Source organism: Dorea longicatena, assembly GCF_024168045.1.
Lineage (GTDB): Bacteria > Bacillota > Clostridia > Lachnospirales > Lachnospiraceae > Dorea_A.
Genome location: NZ_CP100126.1, coordinates 2,378,345 through 2,398,611, shown reverse-complemented (window position 1 = coordinate 2,398,611; position 20,267 = coordinate 2,378,345). Strand labels below are relative to the sequence as shown.

General features: G+C 44.4%; 18 protein-coding genes. 16 read left to right on the top strand and 2 right to left on the bottom strand.

Translation table 11 applies throughout. The annotated features are described in order from the left end of the window. The first annotated feature begins 108 nt into the window (after positions 1-108). The 12 genes from NKF87_RS11400 to NKF87_RS11345 are packed head-to-tail and all read left to right on the top strand — an operon-like array spanning position 109 to position 12,019. Positions 109-870, top strand: a complete 762-nt coding sequence (locus tag NKF87_RS11400) for a P-loop NTPase (RefSeq protein WP_117597747.1) — start codon at positions 109-111, stop codon at positions 868-870. Further along, positions 867-2,147 carry a nitrogenase component 1 gene (locus tag NKF87_RS11395; RefSeq protein WP_117597746.1) on the top strand — a complete coding sequence of 427 codons (1,281 nt, stop codon included), beginning with the start codon at positions 867-869 and terminating at the stop codon, positions 2,145-2,147. Before NKF87_RS11400 ends, NKF87_RS11395 begins: the two co-directional genes overlap by 4 nt. Positions 2,148-2,150: 3 nt before the next feature. Continuing rightward, on the top strand, positions 2,151-3,230 hold the full coding sequence (locus NKF87_RS11390) for a nitrogenase component 1 (protein WP_117597745.1): 1,080 nt from the start codon (positions 2,151-2,153) through the stop codon (positions 3,228-3,230). Positions 3,231-3,278: 48 nt separating this feature from the next. Next, on the top strand, positions 3,279-5,618 hold the full coding sequence (hypF, locus tag NKF87_RS11385) for a carbamoyltransferase HypF (protein ID WP_242998871.1): 2,340 nt from the start codon (positions 3,279-3,281) through the stop codon (positions 5,616-5,618). A 1-nt stretch (position 5,619) separates the two neighbouring features. Next, complete coding sequence (locus NKF87_RS11380) at positions 5,620-5,829, top strand: HypC/HybG/HupF family hydrogenase formation chaperone (protein WP_028088524.1); 210 nt, start codon at positions 5,620-5,622, stop codon at positions 5,827-5,829. Continuing rightward, on the top strand, positions 5,829-6,875 hold the full coding sequence (hypD, locus tag NKF87_RS11375) for a hydrogenase formation protein HypD (protein ID WP_117597743.1): 1,047 nt from the start codon (positions 5,829-5,831) through the stop codon (positions 6,873-6,875). The genes NKF87_RS11380 and hypD overlap by 1 nt, the downstream gene beginning before the upstream one ends. 36 nt (positions 6,876-6,911) lie before the next feature. Beyond that, complete coding sequence (gene hypE / locus NKF87_RS11370) at positions 6,912-7,958, top strand: hydrogenase expression/formation protein HypE (RefSeq protein WP_117597742.1); 1,047 nt, start codon at positions 6,912-6,914, stop codon at positions 7,956-7,958. 10 nt (positions 7,959-7,968) lie between these two features. Further along, positions 7,969-8,232, top strand: a complete 264-nt coding sequence (locus NKF87_RS11365; protein WP_028088521.1) for a TM1266 family iron-only hydrogenase system putative regulator — start codon at positions 7,969-7,971, stop codon at positions 8,230-8,232. A 7-nt stretch (positions 8,233-8,239) separates the two neighbouring features. Then, positions 8,240-9,016 (top strand): nitrogenase iron protein NifH, encoded by a 777-nt coding sequence (locus NKF87_RS11360; protein ID WP_117597741.1) that lies wholly within the window; start codon positions 8,240-8,242, stop codon positions 9,014-9,016. After that, entirely contained in the window at positions 9,010-10,305 is a 1,296-nt protein-coding gene (locus NKF87_RS11355) for a nitrogenase component 1 (protein WP_117597740.1), read from the top strand. The genes NKF87_RS11360 and NKF87_RS11355 overlap by 7 nt, the downstream gene beginning before the upstream one ends. Next, entirely contained in the window at positions 10,302-11,447 is a 1,146-nt protein-coding gene (locus tag NKF87_RS11350; RefSeq protein WP_055281804.1) for a nitrogenase component 1, read from the top strand. The genes NKF87_RS11355 and NKF87_RS11350 overlap by 4 nt, the downstream gene beginning before the upstream one ends. A 26-nt stretch (positions 11,448-11,473) precedes the next feature. Beyond that, positions 11,474-12,019, top strand: a complete 546-nt coding sequence (locus NKF87_RS11345) for a histidine phosphatase family protein (protein ID WP_055281802.1) — start codon at positions 11,474-11,476, stop codon at positions 12,017-12,019. A 408-nt stretch (positions 12,020-12,427) separates the two neighbouring features. Here the strand turns inward: NKF87_RS11345 and NKF87_RS11340 are convergent, their stop codons facing one another. After that, a complete protein-coding gene (locus NKF87_RS11340) occupies positions 12,428-13,558 on the bottom strand; it encodes an ROK family transcriptional regulator (protein WP_117597739.1) in 1,131 nt (376 codons plus the stop codon). 242 nt (positions 13,559-13,800) lie between these two features. Between NKF87_RS11340 and NKF87_RS11335 the strand changes: the two genes are divergently transcribed. From NKF87_RS11335 to NKF87_RS11320, 4 genes are all read left to right on the top strand, one after another. Next, positions 13,801-14,577, top strand: coding sequence for an SDR family oxidoreductase (locus NKF87_RS11335; RefSeq protein WP_028088515.1), 777 nt, complete (start codon positions 13,801-13,803; stop codon positions 14,575-14,577). A 120-nt stretch (positions 14,578-14,697) separates the two neighbouring features. Continuing rightward, positions 14,698-16,293: a xylulokinase gene (locus tag NKF87_RS11330; protein ID WP_055281798.1), complete on the top strand. Its 1,596-nt coding sequence runs from the start codon at positions 14,698-14,700 to the stop codon at positions 16,291-16,293. Between the two features lie 171 nt (positions 16,294-16,464). Beyond that, positions 16,465-17,058, top strand: a complete 594-nt coding sequence (locus NKF87_RS11325; protein WP_055281796.1) for a 50S ribosomal protein L25 — start codon at positions 16,465-16,467, stop codon at positions 17,056-17,058. 202 nt (positions 17,059-17,260) lie between these two features. Continuing rightward, the gene (locus tag NKF87_RS11320) at positions 17,261-19,120 is read left to right on the top strand and encodes a serine hydrolase domain-containing protein (RefSeq protein ID WP_117597738.1); all 1,860 of its coding nucleotides are present in this window, start codon (positions 17,261-17,263) and stop codon (positions 19,118-19,120) included. Here NKF87_RS11320 and NKF87_RS11315 read toward each other — a convergent pair. After that, positions 19,117-20,244, bottom strand: coding sequence for a glycerate kinase (locus NKF87_RS11315; protein ID WP_117597737.1), 1,128 nt, complete (start codon positions 20,242-20,244; stop codon positions 19,117-19,119). The two genes, NKF87_RS11320 and NKF87_RS11315, sit on opposite strands and share 4 nt — an antisense overlap. Positions 20,245-20,267: the final 23 nt, after the last annotated feature.

Here is a 20,267-nt window from a genome sequence, read left to right as displayed (position 1 = left end):
ACATGAAAGAGAGCCATTTGGGTATATCGTGCTTTATTATATCTAAGTATACAAGAAAAATTTTCAAAGGTAAGTTTTCAGCAATAAGAACATGCAGGAGGAACACACATGTTAAAAGTAGCAATCTACGGAAAAGGTGGAATTGGGAAATCCACCGTCACATCCAATCTGGCAGCAGCATTTGCCACGATGGGGAAGAAAGTCATCCAGATCGGCTGTGACCCGAAGGCAGATTCGACGATGAACCTGCTCGGCGGGGAGCCGCTAAGGCCGGTCATGAATTATATGAGAGAAGAAGACGAAGAACCGGAGAAACTGGAAGATATTGCAAAAGAAGGATTCGGAAATGTCTTATGTATCGAGACAGGCGGACCGACACCGGGACTTGGATGTGCGGGAAGAGGAATCATTGCGACATTCCAGTTATTAGAAGATCTGAAATTATTCGAGACCTATAAGCCCGATGTCGTTCTGTATGACGTACTCGGGGACGTGGTCTGCGGCGGATTCGCAGCGCCGATCCGGGAAGACTATGCGGAAAAAGTTCTGATCGTGACATCCGGGGAGAAAATGGCACTCTATGCGGCAGACAACATTTCAAAAGCAGTAAAGAACTTTGAAGACAGAAGTTATGCAAGAGTGTTCGGAATCGTACTGAATCACAGAAATGTGGAAAATGAGACCGAAAAAGTAGAGACATTTGCAAAAGAGCATGGATTTGACATCGTGGGAGAGATTCCAAGAAGTGATGAAATTAACCGTTGTGAAGACCAGGGGAAGACGGTGATCGAGGGCAATCCGGAGTCGGACATCAGTAAATGCTTCTATGATCTGGCGGAAATATTATGGAAAGATGAGGAAAAGGTATGAGAGGGACTGCCTATTATTGTACGGTAGAAGAATTACAGAAGCGGGGAAGGGATGATATTCCGGAGCAGTTCCGGTCGAATACGCATCTGATTTACAGTTCTCCGGCGACGCTTGCATTTAATTCGCCGGGAGCGGAAGGATTCGGTGTAAAGAGAGCGGGGCTTGCGATCCCGGATTCGATTATGCTGATCGTGGCACCGGGATGCTGCGGACGGAATACGTCCATGATCAGTTCCATGCCGCAGTATGAGGACCGGTTCTTTTATCTTACGATGGATGAGACCGATATCGTAACGGGAAGACATCTGAAAAAAGTGCCAAAGGCAGTACAGGAGATCTGTGACAGTCTGGAGAAGAAGCCGTCGGTTGTGATGATCTGCATTACCTGCGTGGATGCGCTTCTTGGAACAGATATGGAACGGATCTGCAGAAAATCCGAAGAAAAGACAGGACTTCCGGTCAGACCGTGTTATATGTATGCGCTGACAAGAGAAGGACGGAAGCCGCCGATGGTGCATGTGCGTCAGTCCTTATATTCTTTATTGGAACCAAAGAAGAAAAAAGGAAATGTCGTGAATCTGCTGGGATTCTTCTCACCACTTATGGATGATTGTGAGTTATACGGAATGCTGGAAAAAGCAGGCGTAAAGACGGTACACGAGATATCCAGATGCAAGGATTACGAAGAGTACCAGACGATGGCAGAGGCGAATTTTAATCTGGTATTACATCCGGAAGCGAGATTCGCAGCGGAAGATTTTCATGAGAAATTGCAGATTCCGTTTATCGAACTTCGGAGATTGTACCAGATTGATAAGATAACGAAGCAGTATCAGGCACTGGGAAATGTTCTGGGGATTCCATTCGAAGATCATGAAGCGGAGGCTGCTGCACTTGATTCCGTAAAACGCTTGAAATCTGCGAAGCCGGATGCAGTTTTCGCCATCGGGGAATGTATGAACGGGGATCCGTTCGAACTGGCACTGGCACTTGTAAAGTATGGATTCCGGGTGGCTGAGATCTATGGAACGCTGACCGCCGAGAATTTTGTATACCTGAAGAATTTATCTGAATTGAGTCCGCAGACAAAAGTATTTTCCAATATGGAACCAACCATGCTGTATTATGATCCGGAAGAGAGCGGGGTTACAATTACAATTGGCAAAGATGCCTGCTACTATCATCCGGATGTGAAAAACGTGATGTGGAACGAAGAAGTGCAGCCGTACGGATATGCGGGTGTGAGATATTTGTGCGAAAGACTGTTGGAGGTGTAGGCGATGAAAGGATTAAGAAAATATCTGACACCATTTGCACCGGATCAGTCGGGAGCAGTGTCGGTGTTATATGAACTTGGCGGAATGCTGGTCATCTGTGATGCAGGCGGATGTACGGGAAATGTGTGCGGCTTCGATGAGCCAAGATGGTTTGAAACCAGAAGTGCGGTATTCAGTGCGGGACTTCGTGATATGGATGCGATCCTTGGAAGAGACGACAGACTGGTTGCAAAACTTGCAGATGCGGCAGAAAAACTGGATGTGACATTTGCAGCAGTGATCGGGACTCCGGTTCCAGCAGTGATCGGGACGGATTACCGGGCGCTGGAGCGGATGCTGTCTAAGAAGACGGATCTTTCGGTCCTGACGGTGAATACGGATGGAATGGAATTGTATGACAAGGGAGAAGAAAAGGCATATCTTGCATTGTTCGAGAAATTCAGTGACAAGAACGAAGAGTCTGAGGATATGAATGATAAAGACAGACCACATATCGGGATTATCGGCATGACTCCGCAGGATGTCAGTGACCTGAAGGCAGCAAATAAGATCCGGAAAGTATATGCAGACCAGGGAATGCGTGCCATCTGCTATGGCATGGGGGACGGACTGGATGAAGTGAGAAATGCTTCTCTGGCAGCGAAGAATGTGGTCGTATCTCCGGCAGCATTAAAAGCAGCGCAGTATCTGCAAAAGAAGTTCGGAACACCATATGAGATTGCCTATCCACTGGCATCAGAACTTGTGCCGGAAGTGAATTATCAAGGAAAGAAGATCCTGATCGTACAGCAGCAGGTGATTGCAAATGCAGTGCGTAAGGAGATCGAAAAACGAACCGGGGAAAAAGAAGCAATCACAACAGCGACATGGTTCATGCGGAAAGAGGAGATTTTAACGGATCTGAATGTTGATGCCGCAGATGATATTAGTCTGAAAGAAGAGGATGATTTCATTTCGCTGGTGGAAAAAGAAGGATATGATGTGATCTTTGCAGATCCGTGTATGGAGCGGATGATTCCGGGATTTGAAGGGACATTTATTCCGCTGACGCATTTTGCAGTGTCAGGAAAGCTTAACGTGTAAGCAGGATATATGGGAAACCTATATGTTTTAGACAGGGGGAAGAAACGGATGATAACAAAGAAAATCCGTGTCTACGGAATTGTGCAGGGCGTCGGCTTCAGACCGACTGTGAGCCGTCATGCAGCGGCTGCCGGAATCACCGGAAGTGTGTGTAACAAAGGTCCCTATGTGGAAATCTTTGCACAGGGAGAGGAAAAATGTGTAAAAGATTTTCTGGAGAGACTGGAAAATCAGCCGCCGAAGAGAGCTGCCATATTGAAGATCAATACAGAAGATGTAAAAGAGGAAGAATACGGGAAATTCAATGATTTTCAGATCATAGAAAGCGAGAAGACAAAAGGGGAGATCTTCGTCTCGCCGGATATTGCAATCTGCGAAGAATGCAAGAAAGAAATGTACGATCCGAAAGACCGGCGTTATCTGCACCCATTTATCAACTGCACCTGCTGCGGTCCCAGACTTACGATCCTGGATGCACTTCCATATGACCGGGAACGGACCAGCATGAAGGAATTCCCGATGTGTCCGGACTGTGCTTCGGAGTATGAGGATCCGGCGACCAGGCGTTATGATGCACAGCCGGTATGCTGCAACGATTGTGGTCCGGAAGTGTATCTGACCGGCAGGGAAGAACGGGGAAGAGCTGCGATCATTGCCACAAGAAAAATGATTCATGATGGCGGGATCGTGGCAATCAAGGGAATCGGCGGATTCCATCTCTGCTGTGATGCGACGAACGAGGAAGCAGTACAGAGACTGCGGACATTAAAGAACCGTCCGGCGAAACCGTTTGCCGTGATGGCGCGGGATTTGGAAGCGGTAAAGCAGGAATGTCTGGTAAATGAAGTACAGGAGGAGATTCTGGATGGACACCAGAAGCCGATCCTGTTACTTGAAAAACGGAAAAAATCTGCAGACAGTACAGGTCTTTGCAAGTCTGTCGCTCCGGGGAATCCAAAAGTCGGCATCATGCTCCCATACGCTCCGGTACAGATGCTGTTATTCCGATATGACGATGGAATCGAGATGCCGGATTATCTCGTAATGACGAGCGGTAATACCTCCGGTGCACCGATCTGCAGGGATGACAAAGAAGCGGTGGAGGAACTGTCACAACTATGTGATCTGATCCTTTCTCATGACCGGAAGATACGGATCCGGGCGGACGATTCGGTGATGGATTTTTATAAGGGAGAGCCTTATATGATCCGGCGCTCCAGAGGCTATGCACCGCTTCCGACGATGGTGACAATGCCGTGGAAAGGACAGGTGCTGGCAGCAGGCGGAGAACTTAAGAATACATTCTGTATCGGGGTGGATGGACGTTTCTATCTGTCTCCGTATGTAGGGGATCTGGAAGATCTCCGTACTGTAAAAGCGTTGCAAGAGACGATCCACAGATTCGAGACACTTCTGGAGGTAGAACCGGAAGTTGCAGCATGTGATCTGCATCCAAAATACAACTCGACAGTCGTTGCAGAAGAACTGGGACTTCCCGCCGTAAAGATCCAGCATCATTATGCACATATTTTATCCTGTATGGCAGAAAATGACCGGAAAGAGCAGGTGATCGGCGTGGCATTCGACGGAACCGGATATGGTACAGATGGAACCATCTGGGGAGGCGAACTTCTGCTTGCAGATTATCACGGATTTGAGCGGATGGGAAGTATCGAACCATTTCTTCAGATCGGAGGAGACATTTCTGCTAAAGAAGGATGGCGAATTGCAGTTTCACTGATCTATCAGCAGACACAGGATAAAGAACAGACAATGGAGATTGTAAAGAAGCTTAACCTGTGCAGTGAACCGGAATGCAAAGTGCTTCTTGCCATGGCGGACCGGAAAATGAATGCTGTGACATCGACCAGTGCGGGACGTCTGTTCGATGCAGTCAGTGCAATTCTCGGAATCCGGACGAAGTCTACGTTCGAAGGGGAGGCTTCGATGGCACTTGAATTTGCCGCAGAAGCTTATGAGAAAGAGATCTGGGAAATTGATGAGCCGGCAGATGGTGAAAGCGATCCGGATGAAGAAAAGAAAGAGCCGGAAGACAGGCTGATTATGCAGACAGGAAGCCTTATAAAATATCTGACAGAGAAGAAAACAGAAGGCATTCAGGCAGAAAAATTAGCTTATATCTTTCATCAAAAGCTGGCAGACCTTATAATCTGTGGCTGCAGGAAGATCAGAAAGAAAACAAAATGTAATTGTGTGGCATTAAGCGGCGGTGTATTCCAAAATCGGCTGTTGTTGAGAATGGTGGAAGAAGGTCTGGAAAAAGAACATTTTACCGTACTCAGACATCACCTGATCCCGGCAAATGACGGCGGGATCGCACTGGGGCAGGCAACATATGCCATGCAGTATATTCAGGAGGGAAAATAACATGTGTGTAGGATTATCAGCAAAAGTAGTCCGTATCAGTGATGGTACGGCAGTTGTAGACGCGGGGGGTGCAAAAAGATCGGTCTCTTCAGAATTACTGGAAGATCTGGAACCAGGAGATTATGTAATGGTGCATGCAGGAATCGCCATTGCAAAAATTACCGATGAAGATGACAGTGAGACAGATCAGTTGATGGAGGAACTTCTGTAATGAGTGAAGGAAAGAAAACGGCAAGAGAGATCATAGAAGGATATGACGGTCCTGCAGTCCGGATCATGGAAGTATGCGGGACACATACACATGAAATCTTCCGTCTGGGTATCCGCAAACTTCTTCCAAAGCAGGTAGAATTGATCTCTGGTCCCGGGTGTCCGGTCTGTGTCACACCGGTAAGTTATATCGATGAGGCAGTTTATCTGGCTCTGGAAAAGAGTGTGACAATCTGTACATTCGGAGATCTGGTGCGTGTGCCGGGAAGTAAGAAGAGTCTGGCAGATGCAAGAAGCGAAGGCGGGAAGATCCATATCGTCTATTCACCTGCAGATGCGGAAAAATATGCAAAAGAACATCCGGAAGAAGAGGTTGTATTCTTATCTGTAGGATTTGAGACGACGACTCCGGCGGGATGTCTGTCTGTCAAAAAAGCAAAAGAAGAAGGAATCACGAACTATTCCATGCTGATCGCAAATAAAACGATGCCGCAGGCATACGAAGCATTAAAAGGAAGCGCAGACATTTTCTTATATCCGGGACATGTCAATGCGATCACAGGAACAAAGCTTTGTGAAGAACTGGTGCAGGAAGGTGTAAGCGGTGTGGTGGCAGGCTTTACGGCAAAAGAACTTCTGACTGCACTGGCAGTTGCGTTGACACATTTTCAGAAAGGGAAACCTTTCTTTGTAAATTGTTATCCGCGTGTAGTGACAGAAGAAGGAAGTAAAGAAGCGCAGAGACTGGTGGATACGTTGATGGAAGCATGTGACAGTGAATGGAGAGGACTCGGAATCATACCGGGATCAGGACTTCGTTTACGTGATGAATGGGGGATGTATGATGCCAGAAAGAAATATCAGGTTCAGAAGATGGAAGGAAGGGCGAATCCGGCCTGCAGATGCGGGGATGTATTACAGGGAAAATGTAAACCATCCGACTGTAAAGTATTTGGAAAGGTCTGTACACCGCAGCATCCGGTAGGTGCATGTATGGTATCCGGTGAGGGAGCCTGTTCAGCATATTATATGTATGGAAGAGAATAAGAAAAACAGACGGAAAATAGCAAGGAAGTGGACAAAATGAACGAGTATGTGGATAACGAAGCAAGAAAAGCGAAATTAGTGGGGAAAACTGTGACGATGGCACATGGTGCGGGAGGACACCAGACGTCAGAGCTGATCGATATGATCTTCAAAGCACATTTTGATAATCCGGATCTGACTGCGGATGATGCAGCCGTCCTGGCACCTCCGGCCGGTAAGATGGCAGTATCTACGGATGGATTTATCGTATCACCGGCATTCTATCCGGGAGGAAATATCGGAAAGCTTTCCATTTGCGGTACGGTCAATGATCTTTCATGTATGGGAGCAAAACCATTATACCTGACCTGTGCATTTGTGATCGAAGAGGGATTTCCGATGGAAAAACTGGAAGAGATTGCAGAAGCAATGGAGAAGACGGCGAAAGAAGCCGGAGTCCGGATCGTATCGGGAGATACCAAGGTTGCCGGAAAAGGGCAGGTGGACGGAGTCTTTATTACGACAACAGGTATCGGTGAGATCACGGATGGAGTCGAAGTTGCGGGAAATCTTGCAAAACCGGGCGATGCGATCATTGTGACAGGAGATATAGGAAGACACGGATGCACGATCCTTCTTGCGAGAGAAGATTTTGGAATCGATGCGGATGTGACGAGTGACTGTGCACCACTCTGGGGGAATGTAAAAGCAGTGATGGATGCAACGCATGAACTGCATGTGATTCGTGATGCGACCAGAGGAGGAGTCGGAACTGTGCTGTATGAGATTGCCGGACAGAGCCAGGTAGGCATTCGTCTGGATGCTTCGAAGATTCCGGTTGCACCAGAGGTACGAGGTGTATGTGGAATGCTTGGACTGGAGCCGCTCTATCTTGCATGTGAAGGACGGCTTGTGATCATGGCGCCGAAAGAACAGGCACAGACGATCGTGGATGCATTGAAAGTATGTCCATATTCACAGGATGCGGCAATTATCGGTGAAGTGACCGAAGAGCAGCCGGGAAAAGTAGTGATGTTGACGGAGATCGGAACGCAGGCATTACTTCCGCAGCCGGGCGGGGAATTACTGCCGCGCATCTGTTAGGAGGGTATCAATGGATACAAGAGTGGCAGTTATTTCTATCATTGTGGAAAATCCGGAAGCGATCGAGACATTGAATCATCTGCTTCATGAGGCAGGACAGTATATTATCGGAAGAATGGGAATTCCATATCGGGAAAAAGGTATTAATATTATCAGTATTGCTATTGATGCACCGCAGGATGTGATCAGTACGTTATCCGGCAAGATTGGTCGTCTGAGCGGGATATCCACGAAGACGGCGTATTCGAATATTATTACGAAAGCAGGAGAATAAAAATAGTATGATTAAGATTGCAGTATATGGAAAAGGCGGGATCGGAAAATCAACAACCGTGTCTAATGTAGCTGTGGCACTGGCGGAAAAAAGACTGAAAGTGATGCAGATCGGATGTGATCCGAAAGCGGATTCGACGATTGCATTAAGACACGGGGAAGCGGTGCCGACTGTACTGGACCTCTTCCGGGAAAAGAAGCAGGATCTGAGATTAGAAGATATGGTGCGGACCGGCTATCAGGGTGTGATCTGTGTAGAGGCAGGTGGTCCGACACCGGGACTTGGATGTGCAGGAAGAGGAATTATCACGGCACTGGAAAAGTTAAAAGAGACAGGAGCATATGAAGTATATCAGCCGGATGTTGTACTTTATGATGTACTCGGGGATGTTGTATGCGGTGGATTTTCTATGCCGATGAGGAAAGGATATGCGGATAAAGTCTTTATCATCACTTCGGGAGAAAATATGGCAATCCATGCCGGGGCAAATATTGCGATGGCAGTGGAGAATTTCAAGACCCGTGGATATGCGTCTCTTGGAGGGATTATCTTAAATCGCAGAAATGTGGCAAGAGAAGAAGAGAAGGTAAAAGAGCTGGCAGATGATTTCAAGACACAGGTGATAGGAACATTATCTCACAGTGAACTTGTGGCAGAAGCGGAAGAAGAAGGAAAGACGGTCATGGAGTGTTTCCCAGGCAGTGAGATGGCGGAAGAATATAGAAAGCTTGCGGAAGTAATCTATGAGTTGTCAAAAGAATCCGGGGAGGGATGGAAATGTTAAAGAAAGCCGGAGAATCAAGCGGTCTGGAATTCAATTCCCCGGCGCATGGGAACTGGAATATTGTTCATACGGGAATGCTTCTTCCGGAAGCGATCCAGATCTATGTCTGTGCGGATAACTGTATGCGGGGAGTTGTTCTGACAGCAGCCGAGATGAATGCCGCAGACAGGTTCTCTTTTGTGATCGTAGAAGAGGAGGACCTTCTGAATGGTAATCTGGAAGATGTGACGATCGAGGGAGTGACAGATGTATTAAAGAAACGAGGCGATCATCCGAAGGCGGTATTATTATTTACAGTATGCCTGCATCATTTTCTGGGATGTGATCTGGAACGGGTATATGAAGAATTGGAAGCGAGATTTCCGGAGATCTTTTTCATCCGCTGTTATATGGATCCGATCATGCAGAAGCACGGACTGACGCCGGATCAGAAGCTTCGGAAGTCGATCTACGACGCACTTCCGGAAAGAAATGCAGGGAAGTCTGATTTAGAAAGATCAGTGACAATTTTAGGCAGTGATTTTGCGCTGGATGAGACGAGTGATATCAAACGTTTGTTGAAGGCAGAGAATATAGAAGTGAGAGAACTTCCGACCTGTGACTCATGGAAAGCTTATGAGAACCTTGCAGACAGTAGAATATTCATAGCATGCTATCCGCCTGGAAAATATGGACTGGAAAGTCAGGCAGAGAGGCTTGGGAAGAAAGCGTTATATCTTCCGGGAAGCTTTGATTATGAAGAAATCATCAGACAATGGAGAATGCTGGAGCAGACGGTTACGGAAAGTGTAAGAGATGCTGAGATAGATGAGACCATAGAAAGAGAGATTGCATTGTGTGAAGCAGTTTTGAAAAAAACAAGACAAATAATCGGAGATGCACAGATCATGATCGATCACACATTTCATCCAAGACCGCTGGAGCTTGCAAAGCTGTTACTGACATATGGCTTTTCTGTGACAAGAATCTATCTGGATGCGGTAAATCCGGAAGAAAAAGCAACATTTGAGTGGCTGAAACAACAATATCCTGGCCTTTCATATGAGCCGACGATCCACCCAGAGATGCGGGTACGTCCGAGGAAAGAAGAAAATATACTGGCAATCGGACAGAAAGCGGCGTGGTTTACCGGAACGAAGCATTTTGTCAATCTGGTGGAAGGTGCCGGACTGTATGGATTTGACGGAATCCGGAAAGTGGCAGGATTGATGATAGAAGCCTGGCAGGAAGAAAAAGATCCGGAAGATCTGATCATCCGGAAAGGTTGGGGGTGCGAAAGCTGCATATGAAACGAAGTTATAAGATCATACCAATTTATACAGCGGATGTATCCGGTGTCTGCTCGGCACTCTATGAACTTGGCGGGATGACAGTGATGCATGATCCGTCCGGCTGTAATTCTACATATAATACACACGATGAGATTCGCTGGTATGACCAGGACAGCATGATCTATATCTCGGGACTTACGGAGATCGATGCTGTTATGGGAAATGATGAGAAACTGATCCGTGATATCGAGATTGCGGCAGAGGAATTAAAGCCGAAGTTTATAGCACTTGCGGGCTCCCCGATTCCCTATATGAATGGAACAGATTTTGAAGCAATCGCCAAGATACTGGAACAAGATCTCGGGATTCCGGCATTTTCCGTTCCTACAAACGGCATGCATGATTATGTATATGGTGTTGGAAGAGCACTTGCAGAGATTGCGAAACGTATCGAAGGAAAGAGAGAAGTGACGCCAAAGAGCGTGAATCTTCTTGGTGTGACACCGCTCGATTTCGGACCACAGGAGCATGTGGATGCATTGATACAGAATGTGGAACAGGCGGGATGGAAGGTGTTGTCGACCTGGGCGATGGGAGATACACTGGAAAACCTTGCTCGCGCACCGGAGGCAGAGGTGAATCTGGTGGTCTCTTCGACGGGACTCCGGGCGGCGGAAATATTGCAGGAAAGATTCGGGACGCCTTATGTGACCGGTACACCGATTCGGGGATTTATGAAAACTCTGTTGAATGCAATAGAAGAAAAAAAGCAGGTAGCATATCTCGAAAAAGGAAGACATATCGGCCTGACAGGAAACGAGTTGGAAAAAAGTTCAGAAAATCAGATCATATTAATCGGCGAACCAGTGATCATGGAATCTCTGGCAGCGGTGATCGAGACGGAATATCAGATATCTGTAAGAGTAATCTGTCCGCTAAGGGAAAAGAAAGGATTACTTGCGGATGGAGATATTGCAGTTTGTGGAGAAGAAGAACTGGAGCAGGCACTTCAGAGTTTAAAGAATGTAAAAGGCGTTGTGGCGGATCCATTGTATCGCCCGGTCTGCCCGGAGAATGTGGCATTTTATGAGTTGCCGCATATTGCATTTTCGGGAAGAATTTATAAAAAGAAACTGCCGGTTCTTGCAGAACTTATATAGGCGGTAAGAGCAGAAAGGAAACAGAAATGGGACATTTATATTTTGCAAGACACGGACAGACAGTCTGGAATGTAGAGAATAAGATCTGCGGAGCAACGGATATTGAATTGACAGAACTGGGCCATCAGCAGGCAGAAGAACTGGGACAGGCAATTCTGGAGCAGGGAATTCAGATTGATGAGATACTGTATTCACCATTGATCAGGGCAAAGGAGACCGCCAGACATGTATCTGAGGTAACCGGGATCCCGATGCGTGAAGAAATGCGCCTGAAAGAACAGAACTTTGGAAAATACGAAGGTACGCCGAGAAATGGAGAAGAGTTCCAGAAGGCCAAGGCTAATTTTATTAATTCTTATGAAGGCGGCGAATCGATGCTGAAGCTTTGTCACCGGATCTATGATCTGCTCGATGATATTAAAAAAGAATCAGATCAGAAGACGTATCTTCTGGTTGCACATAACGGGATTTCAAGAGCGATACAGTCTTATTTTGGTGATATGACAAATGATGAATTTGCAAGATTCGGTATCAGGAATTGTGAGATCCGTAAGTTTGAATACAAGGAGTAAGAATAAAAACAAAAAAGAAACATGAAAAATCCACCGTACTTAATAATATTTTAAATACGATGGATTTTTATGATATCTCATCCAATGGACTATACCTCTTTCTTTCTTCGATTTGTTTTTTATCATTTTTAAATGATGTTAAATTTACGTTCCTGGTGGTTTATCCTCCTTATTCTTTATTAGAATCTTTTCAGTTTAAATTGTCCTCTGCATTGGACTATACCTCTTTCTTTAAATTTTAAATAAAGATTTAACTGATTGGTGGTTCGTCCTCCTTTTCTTTTGTTGATATTATAATATCTCACGAAAGAGAAAATGTCAATAGGTAATCTGAAAAAAATATAAAAAATAATAAAAAGACAGAATATTCAGAAAATATGGAGCACCTAAATAAATAATGCTATAAAATTATATAAGATAGATTCCTTCGATAAAGTCTTTAATAAATGGCAGGGCGGCTCCTGTGGCTACGGTGTCTGTGCGGCATTTTCCCGGAATGATATAAGAAGTATCGTCATCAAATGTTGAACGTTCTGCTACACAGGAACGGATATATTCCATATCTTCTTCCGTGAAATATGGTGTTACATGTCCGCCAAGGATTACCGTGTGTTCCAATACCATATGGAGGTTATTGATGAGGATGGATAAATGCCGGAGATATTCATCCCATTTGGCAAGGCAGGACGGATCGCCTGTGACTTTGCGGGAAAAAAATTCATCCAGATTATCACAATCGGAAAGTAGCGAATTACCGGAACAGTAACATTCGGCACATCCTTTGCGTCCGCAGTAGCAGTCCAGACCATTCGGAACAAGAGTCATATGTTCAAAAGTACCACTTTTTCCGGTTGCTCCGGTAAGCAACTGACCGTCGACAATGATGGCACCGCCAAGATGATAACCGAGAGATATATAGGTCGCATCGGTAATATCCGGATTTTCCCATAATTCACTGGTACATGCACATTCGGCATCGTGTACAAATTTGCAGGGAACATGAAAGGCATCAGAGAAGAGGTCTATAGACATTCCGGTGCAGTCTAAGATTTTTCCATAAGTTAATTCCGAACCGTCCGGAGAGATAAGTCCCTGGACACCAAGGCCAATTCCAAGAATACTTTCAGCTTTATGATGGTTGATCTGGCAGAAGTTTTTGACCGCTTTTTTTAATTTGGAAAAATATGCAGCAGAAGCTTCGAATGAGACCGGGAGCGTTTCTTTTGCAATCATCTTACCATATAAGTTGATAGAAAGAATGTGTGTAGTATGTGGCAGAATTTCCAGTCCTATTGCGATTTTTGCATCTGAAATAATCTGATATGCATTAGCCCGGCGTCCAACGGAAGAGGACAAACGGCCGCATTTTTCAATTAACTGTTCTGATTCAAGTGTTGTCAGATGTTGTGAAACGGTAGGCAGACTGACTGATAATGCAGTTGCGATATCCTGTTTGGAGCAGGATGGATTCATATATATATAATGATATACGTCTGACAGATTTTTTTTCTTAATATCAGTTAATGAAAATTGTTCCATGATCGATCTCCTAATTATTATAAATCATTTTATAAATTTATTATACAATTTATTCGGTTCATTGAAAAGGATATTTCTCCTATGAAAACTGCACAAAAAAGAAAGTATAATCTTGTTTGGTTTTATGTCTTGCATTTATCTCGAAAAAGATATATTATATAAACACATTAAATAAAACGATTTTATAAAATTGAAACATATAATTATATAAAAAGAATCAAAAAGAAAGAGAGGAAACAAAAATGGGAATCATTGAAAAAATGAGACTGGATGGAAAAAAAGGTTTCGTAACCGGTGCAGCAAGAGGAATCGGTAAATGTACAGCTACAGCATTTGCAGAGGCAGGAGCTGATGTGGCAATTGTAGACCTTGACATCGAAGAAGCAAAGAAGACGGCGAAAGAACTTGCTGAGAAGACAGGAAGAAAGGTTATCGCAATCCAGACAGACTGTACAGACAAAGAGCAGGTTGATGCAATGGTAAAACAGGTTGTTGAAGAATTTGGCGGACTGGACTTCTGCCACAATAATGCAGGAATCTGTATCAATGCTCCGGCTGAAGAGATGACATATGAGCAGTGGTTAAAAGTTATGAATATCAACCTGAACGGAATCTTCTTAACAGATATCGCAGCAGGAAAATATATGTTAGAGAATGGCGGCGGATCCATCATTAACACCGCTTCTATGTCAGCACATATTGTAAACGTACCACAGCCACAGTGTGCATACAATGCATCAAAAGCAGGAGTGATCCAGCTTACAAAATCACTTGCTATCGAATGGGCAAAACGTGGCGTACGTGTTAACAGTATCAGTCCTGGATACATCGGAACGGAATTAACACTGAATTCTCCAACACTGATTCCACTTATTGAGAAATGGAATGAGATGGCACCAATGGGAAGAATGGGTAAACCGGAAGAACTGGAAGCTATCTGTGTATATCTTGCAGGAGACGCAAGCTCATTTACAACAGGATCTGATATTGTGGTTGATGGAGCATTTACCTGCTTCTAAGCTATAGAATGTCTGTATGGATATATAGAAAATGCATAGGGAAGTTTGTCTTTTGGCAGGCTTCCTTATATTTATAATAAACGAAAAAATCAGATGATTAGGTCGGAAAGGAATTTATTTATGGGTGCAAAAGAATTAATTATTGAAGGGAAAACGGCACTTGGAATCGAGCTTGGATCAACAAGAATCAAAGGAGTGTTGATTGATTATCAGGGCAATGTACTTGCTGTCGGAATACATGACTGGGAGAACTCTTTTATAGATAATATCTGGACATATAGCCTTGCGGAAATTCATGCAGGAGTGCGTGACTGCTATAACTCTCTGAGAAAAATTGTAGAAGAGACATATGGAGTTACACTCAAGAAGATTGGTTCGATCGGAGTCAGTGCAATGATGCATGGATATATGGCACTGGACAAAGAAGGCAGACAGATTGCTCCATTCCAGACATGGAGAAATACCAATACACAGCAGGCAGCAGATGAACTGACAGAGTTATTTGACTTTAATATTCCGCTCCGCTGGACAGTTGCACATCTGTATCAGAGAATTCTGGACGGAGAAAAACATGTAGAGAAGCTGGATTATGTATCAACACTGAGTGGATATATTCACTGGAAACTGACAGGGGAAAGAGTTATTGGTGTCGGTGATGCTGCCGGTATGTTCCCGATTGATTCGGATACTATTGATTATGATGCCGGCATGAAAGAGAAATTTGATGATTTGATCAGGCCATATGGATATAGCTGGAAACTGGAAGACATTTTCCCGAAGGTACTTGCAGCAGGTGAGAATGCAGGATATCTGACAGAAGAAGGAGCAGCATTTTTAGATGAGACCGGTAATCTGGAATCCGGAATTATGATGTGCCCACCGGAAGGAGATGCAGGAACCGGAATGACAGCTACAAATTCGGTGGCTCCAAGAACAGGTAATGTATCAGCAGGAACCAGTACATTTGCAATGATCGTTCTGGAAAAACAGCTTAGCAAAGTGTACCGTGAGATCGATATGGTTACTACACCAACAGGTTTCCCATGTGCAATGTCTCATGCGAATAACGGAACATCTGACTTAAATGCATGGATCGGAATCTTTGGCGAATTTGCAAAACTGATGGGAATGGAAGCAAGTTCAGGTGATTTGTTCCAAAAATTGTATACAAAATCTTTGGAAGGGGATCTGGATTGCGGAGGACTTCTGGCATATGGATACTATTCAGGTGAAAATATCACAATGTTAAATGAAGGCCGCCTGGCTTTCCTTAGAACAGCAGAGAGCAAATTCAACCTTGCAAATTTTATGAAAGTAAATCTGTATACATCACTTGGTGCGGTTAAGATGGGACTGGATATTTTGATGGATGATGAAAAAGTAAAGGTTGAAAAGATTATGGGACATGGCGGTTTCTTCAAGACAAAAGGTGTCGGACAGAGATATCTGGCAGCGGCAGTAGGAGCACCGGTTACGGTTATGGATACTGCAAGCGAAGGTGGTGCATGGGGAATTGCACTTCTGGCCGCATATCTGGCAGATAAAAAAGACGGAGAAAAGTTGGAAGATTTCCTGGATAACAGAATCTTTAAAGAATTATCAGGAGAGACGATTGAACCTGCAAAAGAAGAGATTGATGGATTTGATGCATTTATGGATCATTATAAAGCCGGACTTGAAATTGAAAAGAGTGCAATTGAACATATGAAGTGGTAGAATTGTGCATAAAAATCCAGACAAAATAATCAACTTTTTGGTGAATCTTCATCTGCTTTAGGTGTTATAATACGACTGTAACAAAGGAAACCTACTTAACAAAACCTCTTTGTAGCGTTGAAACCACAAAGCGAAGGCTGCTAAGCATCAGATTTTTGGAGGAAAAGATAAATGAATACTTTAAAAGCTGAAAAAAGAAGCATGGACGTCAAAGCAAAGAAATTAAGAAGAGAAGGTTACGTTACCGGTAATGTCTTCGGAAGAGAGATGAAAGAATCTGTTCCGGTTAAGATAGAAAAAGCAATTGTTGACCGTTTACTGAAGACCTGTCACAAAGGCAGTCAGGTCATGCTGGACATCGAAGGTGAGAAGATGAATGTTCTGGTCAAAGATGTTGAGTTCAATCCATTAAAAGGTCAGGTAGATGAGATAGACTTCCAGGCACTTGTAAGTAATGAAAAAGTACATTCTGTAGCAGAGATCGTTCTGGTCGGACATGAGAAAGATGCAGGCGGTGTACTGGAGCAGTTACTGGAAGAAGTACAGTTCAAGGCATATCCGTCAGCATTGGTTGACAAGGTAGAAGTTGATGTAAGTAACATGAAAGTCGGAGATTCTATTAAGGTAAAAGATCTTACACTTTCAAGTGACAAAGATGTAGATGTCATGACTGATCCTGAAACGACAGTTGTTACATTACAGTATGTACACAACAATGTACCGGATGATGATGAAGATGAGGCAGCCGCAGAGACCGCAGAATAATTCTTGTGTAATACAGAAAATTGTATTACAGAAGGGAATAATCTAAACAAAAGATAAAGTATATAAAAATATGGAAAAACCCGGATATCGAAGTATAGATGTCCGGGTTTTTCTGTTATACTACATCATATATAGAAACTATGATCTGTTCTGATTTGTATAGAGATGAACAAAAGTAAGAATGGTAAAATGAGGTGATCTTATGGCAAAAGAGCAGCTTGCGGTAATAGAGATGGTAACGAATATGATCCTGGGTAAGACCGGTGGAATCAGTAAAGTGGATTTTGTACCTCAGAAAATACGGTGCCCGGAACCACAGAGTATTGTGTATGAGAATCCGGGGCAGACCTTCCCAAGAAACACTCCGGAAAGCCAGGGGATTCATTCGGAGCATTTGAGAAATCTGGTGGAGGAACTGGCATACTCACCAGACACCGATATGCACCACTTTATGGTATTGCGTCATGGAAATGTCATCTGTGAGACGGATTTTGCACCTTACAGAAAAGGTATCTGGCATATCACACATTCCATGTGTAAGAGCATCACCGGAATGGCAGCAGGACTTCTGATAGATGAGGGAAAACTGGATCTTTCAGAAAACATTTATAAAATTTTTCACGATAAAGGAAGTACCTGGGCGAAAATATTCCGGCCGGAGGTCACGGTAGAGAACCTGATGACGATGACAAGCGGCGTAACATTTAATGAATCAGGAATCGTATCCGGAAATGACTGGCTGGAAAGTTATCTGAATGCACCGGTATCAGAAAAACCAGGCACAAAATTCCAGTACAACAGTCTGAATTCCTATGTGCTTTCCGCAATCATAACCGAACGGACCGGAATGCCGATGGATGAATATCTGAAGCCGAGACTGTTCGAGCCATTGGGGATTACAGATTATCTGTGGGAGAAATGTCCGAGAGGAATTACGAAAGGCGGCTGGGGACTTTTCATGCATACAGAGGATATGGCGAAGCTTGGACAGCTATATCTGAATAAGGGGAAATGGAATGGAAAACAGATCATTCCGGAAAGCTGGGCAGAGGCGTCTGTTACGAAAAAAATAGATAGTATAGAAGGTACTTACGGATACGGATATCAGCTCTGGATGGAAGAACGTCCGGGAAGTTTTGAATATAACGGAATGCTTGGGCAGAATGTGCTGATCTATCCGGACGTTGATATGGTGATCGTAACGAATGCGGGAAATGAAGAACTATTCCAGGACAATGTGATGCTGAATATTATAAGAAAATATTTCCCGGTAGATTGGATGCCAAAAGAGACACTTCCGGAGAATCCAATTGCGTATGCAAAGCTGCAGGAACTGACCGAAATCTGTTTAAAGAAGCAGCAATGCTATAATCATCCACTCACGGTCTGTAAAGGTGGATGGAAGAAGAACTCAGAAAAATATAGGGCACGCGGGAAGTATATAGAAACACAAAAAGCACGGAAACAACAGATCCATTTACTGGAGGATCTGCTGGATGGTGTACACTATGAATTGGACCAGTCAAGTGTCGGTCTGTTTCCGCTGGTTATGCAGGTGATGCACAATAATATGACAGATGGGATATCGAAAATCGGTTTCCGCAAAGGGATGATACTATGCTTTCAGGAAGGTGAAGAATTAATAGAACTTGAAATGGGATGGTCAAAATATATCGAAAATAAACTGACTGTTCATGGAGAGACATATCTGGTTGCAGTGAAGGGAGAACTTTCTTCAGATGTAGATGATAACCCGGTTTTGAAAGTGGAAATTGCGTATCTGGAAGAAGCGATGAGACGGAAGTTATACGTGACATTTGTCAGGAATACAGGGAATAACCGGGACTTAATACCGCCGGAACATATAGAAATAAAATGGTACGAATCGCCCGGTAAGGCTTTGATCATGGAAGGAATGGAATCCATCACGACAGAAGTTACTAAGCATCCGATCTATTCCCGTATCAGGGAGAACGGAGGTATTGATCTGCTCCATCGCCTGATGGAACAGACGATAGAGCCGGTAATTAAGGGGAAATTAATCATTACTGATACACATTAAAGTAAACGGAAAACCTGTTCTACAGTTGCGGTCATATTATTGCGCGCAGCGACAGGATCCATAGCTTCTGCAAGTGTGCAGACACCGCGTAAGATAGGGAAAAATGCATCGATCCCTTCTTTGTTGCAGGCAGTCGCTTCTTTTGTGACGCTTCCTGCAAATGCGATAACCTTTGCATTATATTTTTTTGCAAGTCTGGCAACTCCGACAGGAGCTTTTCCCATTGCGGTCTGAAAATCAAGGCGGCCTTCACCGGTAACGACCACATCTGCGCCGGAAAGCTCTTCTTCCAGTCCGACAGCATCTAAGATCAGTTCAATACCAGGTGTCAGTGCAGCGCCGGTATATGCAAGGAATGCATAGCCAAGTCCACCGGCAGCACCGGCACCTGGTGTATTCATATAATCATTTTCAAGAGTTTCAGAAGTAACTCTGGCAAAATGTGCCATCGCTTCATCCAACGTTTTTTTCATATCTTCGGTCACACCTTTTTGCGGTCCATAAACATATGTGGAACCATTTTCACCACAGAGTGGATTATTCACATCGCATGCGACCTGAATGTGGCATTCTTTTAAAAGCGGATTCATACCGGATACATCGATACGGGCAACTTTAGCCAGGGCCTGTCCGCCTTCTCCGGCATCTTCGCCATTTTCATCCAGAAAACGTACGCCGAGAGCTTTTAACATTCCGATACCTCCGTCGTTGGTGACACTTCCGCCGATACCGATGATAAAGTTACGACAGCCTCTTTGGATAGCATCGTTTATCATTTCACCAACACCGTAACTGGTTGCAAGAAGCGGGTTCTTTTCTGAATCAGGAACCAGAGTAATACCTGCTGCGGATGCCATCTCCATAACAGCAGTGTTGGTATCTTTCAGATATCCGTAATAAGCATCTACCGGTGTGTGCATCGGACCTGTAACGGTAAGGTCAATGCGTTCCCCGTTCATTCCTTCGATCAGTGCGTCGGTTGTTCCTTCTCCTCCATCTGCGAGCGGTTTTACGATAACTTCCGCGTCTGGTTTTGCTGCAAGGATTCCGTCTTTGATTGCCATTCCGGCTTCCATGGAACTTAGGCTTCCTTTTAATGAATCGATTGCTATTACAACTTTCATGTGAATAAACCTCCTGAAATACA

Excerpts from the sequence above, each read along its gene's own strand:
- NKF87_RS11345 (WP_055281802.1), top strand. The coding sequence starts at position 11,474 with ATGGGACATTTATATTTTGCAAGACACGGACAGACAGTCTGGAATGTA.
- hypD (WP_117597743.1), top strand. The coding sequence starts at position 5,829 with ATGAGTGAAGGAAAGAAAACGGCAAGAGAGATCATAGAAGGATATGAC.
- NKF87_RS11340 (WP_117597739.1), bottom strand. The coding sequence starts at position 13,558 with ATGGAACAATTTTCATTAACTGATATTAAGAAAAAAAATCTGTCAGAC.
- NKF87_RS11330 (WP_055281798.1), top strand. The coding sequence starts at position 14,698 with ATGGGTGCAAAAGAATTAATTATTGAAGGGAAAACGGCACTTGGAATC.
- NKF87_RS11390 (WP_117597745.1), top strand. The coding sequence starts at position 2,151 with ATGAAAGGATTAAGAAAATATCTGACACCATTTGCACCGGATCAGTCG.
- hypE (WP_117597742.1), top strand. The coding sequence starts at position 6,912 with ATGAACGAGTATGTGGATAACGAAGCAAGAAAAGCGAAATTAGTGGGG.
- NKF87_RS11360 (WP_117597741.1), top strand. The coding sequence starts at position 8,240 with ATGATTAAGATTGCAGTATATGGAAAAGGCGGGATCGGAAAATCAACA.
- NKF87_RS11365 (WP_028088521.1), top strand. The coding sequence starts at position 7,969 with ATGGATACAAGAGTGGCAGTTATTTCTATCATTGTGGAAAATCCGGAA.
- NKF87_RS11320 (WP_117597738.1), top strand. The coding sequence starts at position 17,261 with ATGGCAAAAGAGCAGCTTGCGGTAATAGAGATGGTAACGAATATGATC.
- NKF87_RS11315 (WP_117597737.1), bottom strand. The coding sequence starts at position 20,244 with ATGAAAGTTGTAATAGCAATCGATTCATTAAAAGGAAGCCTAAGTTCC.
- NKF87_RS11395 (WP_117597746.1), top strand. The coding sequence starts at position 867 with ATGAGAGGGACTGCCTATTATTGTACGGTAGAAGAATTACAGAAGCGG.
- hypF (WP_242998871.1), top strand. The coding sequence starts at position 3,279 with ATGATAACAAAGAAAATCCGTGTCTACGGAATTGTGCAGGGCGTCGGC.
- NKF87_RS11325 (WP_055281796.1), top strand. The coding sequence starts at position 16,465 with ATGAATACTTTAAAAGCTGAAAAAAGAAGCATGGACGTCAAAGCAAAG.
- NKF87_RS11335 (WP_028088515.1), top strand. The coding sequence starts at position 13,801 with ATGGGAATCATTGAAAAAATGAGACTGGATGGAAAAAAAGGTTTCGTA.
- NKF87_RS11400 (WP_117597747.1), top strand. The coding sequence starts at position 109 with ATGTTAAAAGTAGCAATCTACGGAAAAGGTGGAATTGGGAAATCCACC.
- NKF87_RS11380 (WP_028088524.1), top strand. The coding sequence starts at position 5,620 with ATGTGTGTAGGATTATCAGCAAAAGTAGTCCGTATCAGTGATGGTACG.
- NKF87_RS11350 (WP_055281804.1), top strand. The coding sequence starts at position 10,302 with ATGAAACGAAGTTATAAGATCATACCAATTTATACAGCGGATGTATCC.
- NKF87_RS11355 (WP_117597740.1), top strand. The coding sequence starts at position 9,010 with ATGTTAAAGAAAGCCGGAGAATCAAGCGGTCTGGAATTCAATTCCCCG.